A 4,229-nucleotide genomic window follows, 5' to 3' on the forward strand; every position below is an offset into this window, starting at 1 on the left:
ACATGAGATATTTTCTCAAGTTTTAGGCTTCCTCTCCTAATCAAGTCCATAACTCTGCCGGGCGTTCCCACAACAATATGGGATTTTTGTCTAAGTGTCTGTATCTGCTTATCAATAGGAAATCCACCAAATACCGCTGGCACTTTCAACTTCTTCTTTCTGGCTATGCAAAATACTTCATCCCTAACTTGCACAGCTAGTTCCCTTGTTGGCTCCAGTATTATTGCCTGAGGCATATTTTCATCCCAAGTAACCCTTTCACATAGCGGAATTGCAAATGCAGCCGTTTTACCACTCCCTGTTGGTGCTTTAGCCACAACACGTTTTCCATCTAACATGGCGGGTATTACTTCTTTTTGAATATCTGTTGGCACATTATATCTGAGTAGTTCAAGGGCTGTTAAAATATCTTCTGATAACTTATAATTACTAAACATGGTTCCTGATTTGGATAAATTTTCTCTAAGCAACTAGCTATTGCCTCCTCTTAATTATATTTTCTCCACCATCTATCCTGATAGCTTTCTTTTTGTTTCCAATTAACCGTCTGCCCAAGCAATGGAGTCAGCACAGTAATTCCATTTTCTTCACCATACAGTGTAACTCTTTCTGCCGGGTCATCCCATGAATGGTTTGATAAGCAAAAGGCTCCCCAATGGACAGGCATAACAACAGATGAGCCAAGTGTCTTTACGGCTTCAATCGCCTCTTCCGGAAACATATGTACATCATGCCATACTTTATTATATTGTGCACATTCAGTCATTACAAAATCGAAGTCACCATATTTTTCTGCAATTTCTTCAAAATGAGGTGAATATCCTGTATCTCCGGTTTCAAAAACCTTTATGTAATCGTTAATAAACACCCATGATGCCCATAAGGCTTGCCCACTATCAAATAGGTACCTTCCTGAAAAATGCTTGCCTGGAGTACATCCAATTGTAAGTCCATTGATTTCTTTCTCTTCCCACCAAGCCATGTTTTGTATTTTATCTTTGGAAACATTCCATTTTTCCAGATGTTTTTCTATACCTAATGGTACAATGAATAAATCAACCTTATCATTTATTTCTAAAATTGAATCATAATCAAGATGATCATAATGGTCATGCGAAATAATACATATATCAATATGTGGCAAATTATCACTCTTAATACCAAGAGGACTAAAACGCTTAGCACCCACAAAAGAAACCGGAGACGTAACTTTACTAAACACCGGATCAATCAATATGTTCATACCTGATATCTGCATTAACAATGTTGAATGACCAAACCACGTAACTGTAAAATCTTCCTTGCCAAATTCACCTAATATTTCCGACTCCATTGCAGGAAGTGTATCCTTTGGCTTTTTACCTTTTCCGGTAGTTCGACTAAAATAAGGATCACTCCAACTTCCCATAATTGAACGTTCTGTTTTATTTATAAATTTTCCATTCTTATAATTATCTGCACGTTTTGAATAATCCTTTTTATCCTCTGAACTAACTGAACCACCAACAGGTGACCATACTTTTATAAATATCAACGCTGCAATAGTAATTAAAACGATTGTAATTACTACTCCAATCAATATATTCAACATTCTGCGACACCATTTATGCTTTTATCTTACTGTTAAAGCATGCCTTTCTTCTATACGTTAGTATTAATATATTCCTTAAAATTGTGCCCATATAGGGCACACAAGAGTTTAGACCACTCATAATATGAATGGTCTAATTAACTATTTATATTTAGATGTCTGAATTAATCTATAAGAACTACAGGTTTAATCAAGTCTGATGGCTTTTCATCCATTAATTTAAATGCCTCTTCCATGCTTTCAAAACCATGGAATGTATGTGTAATTAACTTAGTAGTATCTACACGTCCATATTTTACAATATTTAACAGTTTTTCTATACGAAGTGCTCCACCAGGACAGAATCCACCACGGATATCTTTGTTTGCCATTCCAAGTCCCCAAAGGTATGCTGGCATGGTAAGTACATCTGTTGGATCAAAGAAGTTGACATTAGCAATAACACCGCCTGCCTTTGCCATAGATACTGCTTGTGCAAATGTTTCCTGATTTCCACCGGCAATAATAACCTTGTCTACACCACCCGGTACGAGAGTCATAACTTGACCAACAATATCTCCGTCTTTATAACTAATTACATCTGTTGCACCATACTCTTTTGCAATCTTAACACAGTTTGGTCTTGTTCCTACAACCATAATTCTTCCTGCACCTTTAAGCTGTGCACCTGCTACTGCCATTAATCCTACTGGTCCGATTCCGATAACAACAACCGAATCACCATACTCTACTTCTGCAAGCTCTGTAGCATGGAATCCTGTAGACATCATATCTACTGTCATTAATGCTGCTTCTGGTTTCATTCCTTCAGGTAATAGTACAAGATTTGCATCTGCCTGATTTACATGGAAGTATTCTGCCATTACACCATCTTTTGAACCAAGGAATTTAAAGCTTTGCATTGCTCCATTATCATGAGCATTATATTTTCCCTGTACTGCTGGTTGCAACCAATCAGGAGTAGTACAAGCTACTACAACTTTGTCGCCTGCTTTAAATCTGGTAACTAACTCACCAACTTCAACTATTTCACCAACTGCTTCATGTCCAAGAATTAGATTTGTTCTTTCACCAATTCCTCCATGCAATGCATGAGTATCTGACGAACATGGTGCAACCGCAATCGGACGCACTATTGCATCTAATGGCCCTGCTACTGGTTTCTCCTTCTCTATCCATCCCGGCTGATCAACAGCTATCATTCCATATCCTTTCATCTTGAAACCCTCCAATATTATTTTATTAAATGTATCATTTATAATGATTCACATTTTATTTATTATAATACATTTCTTTGAAAATTGCTATATTTTTAACAAAGTTTGCATACTTTCTTTTAAAATTTCCGCAATCTCATTATTTGATAGTATTTTACATACCTAACATGGTTTTATCTTCCTTGAATTGACTTTTTTATATTTTTATAATACTATTATTTTAATACCTAAACATAACTTTAGGTCAGGTGCTGGAGAGATAAGAGATTTTCAATAATACACATAATTTAGAAAGGTGCAATATGGATAATAAAAATTATGATTATAGCGAATTACAAAGAAAATTAGATGAAACCACTTCTCTACTTAAAATACGTGAGCAAGAACTTCTAAATCTTGTTAACAATCTTCCCGGTGGTGTGTTTACGTGTTCTAACGATGAGCAGCTTTCCATTAAACACTGCAGTCGCAACTTTCTTCAGTTATTTGGATATGACAGTATTGAACAGCTAAACGAGGAAATGGGTGGTAGTTTTCTTAAACTAATTTATGAGGGTGATCGCAGAGATGCCTTAAATAAAGCCCTTCAAAGAAAAAACCTAGCTACTGATAACGATATTTTTTACAGAGGCATTCATAGAGATGGACACTTGATATGGATACATGACCAGGGACATTTATGCTCTGATTGTTCTGGTGAGTATTTCTACTGTATATTACAAGATAACAGCCGTGCAATGCGTTCCACAGAAGATTTACGTTTAAACTTAGAAAGACATCAAATTGTTCTTGAGCAAACTAATGATGTCCTTTTTGAATTAGATTTGATAAAAGATAACTTATTTGTTTCTTCAAATTGGGAGAAAAAGTTTGGATATGTACCAAACACCGTTTCAAATGGGACTCAATCTCGCTTTATATCGCATATACATCCTGATGACCAAGCAAATCAACAAGCTTTTGTTGATAGTCTGTATAATGGAGCTCCAAAAGCTGAAATAGATGTCCGTATTGCTACATCAACCGGGGAATGGCTTTGGTGTCGAGAGCGTGGAACAGCTCAGTTTGATAAACAGGGAAATACTGTTCGCCTTTTAGGCTCAATTGTTGACATTGACCGCGACAAACGAAATCTTGATCAAATGCGCAACCGTGCTGAACACGATTCACTTACCAACTTATACAATAAGACTACTACCCAAAGTCAAGCTACTGCTATGTTATCGGTTCCGCATGACGATTTTGTCTATGCTTTACTAATTATAGATGTTGACAATTTCAAGATGGTAAATAATGTTCAAGGACACCTTGCTGGAGATGTATTATTAATTGACCTTGCTCAAATGTTAAAGAAAAATGCTAAGCCAAATGATATTTGTGGTCGTGTTGGGGGTGATGAATTTGCAATGTTATTATGTGGT

4 protein-coding genes are annotated in these 4,229 nt (G+C 36.2%); 1 reads left to right on the forward strand and 3 read right to left on the reverse strand.

Features of this window, described 5'->3' with window-relative positions; all coding sequences use genetic code 11:
* From RMR19_RS08555 to RMR19_RS08565, 3 genes are all read right to left on the reverse strand, one after another.
* Positions 1-437 (reverse strand): DEAD/DEAH box helicase (locus RMR19_RS08555; RefSeq protein ID WP_310603076.1); only part of this gene is annotated, 437 nt, incomplete at its 3' end.
* Between the two features lie 50 nt (positions 438-487).
* Positions 488-1,591 (reverse strand): MBL fold metallo-hydrolase, encoded by a 1,104-nt coding sequence (locus tag RMR19_RS08560; RefSeq protein ID WP_310603073.1) that lies wholly within the window; start codon positions 1,589-1,591, stop codon positions 488-490.
* Between the two features lie 164 nt (positions 1,592-1,755).
* Positions 1,756-2,808 (reverse strand): NAD(P)-dependent alcohol dehydrogenase, encoded by a 1,053-nt coding sequence (locus RMR19_RS08565; protein WP_310603074.1) that lies wholly within the window; start codon positions 2,806-2,808, stop codon positions 1,756-1,758.
* A gap of 302 nt (positions 2,809-3,110) precedes the next feature.
* Here RMR19_RS08565 and RMR19_RS08570 point away from each other — a divergent pair.
* The coding region (locus RMR19_RS08570; protein ID WP_310603075.1) for a sensor domain-containing diguanylate cyclase at positions 3,111-4,229 on the forward strand (1,119 nt) is incomplete at its 3' end.

Origin of the sequence: Anaerosporobacter sp., from assembly GCF_031551385.1 — a bacterium.
Taxonomy (GTDB): Bacteria; Bacillota; Clostridia; order Lachnospirales; family Lachnospiraceae; genus Anaerosporobacter.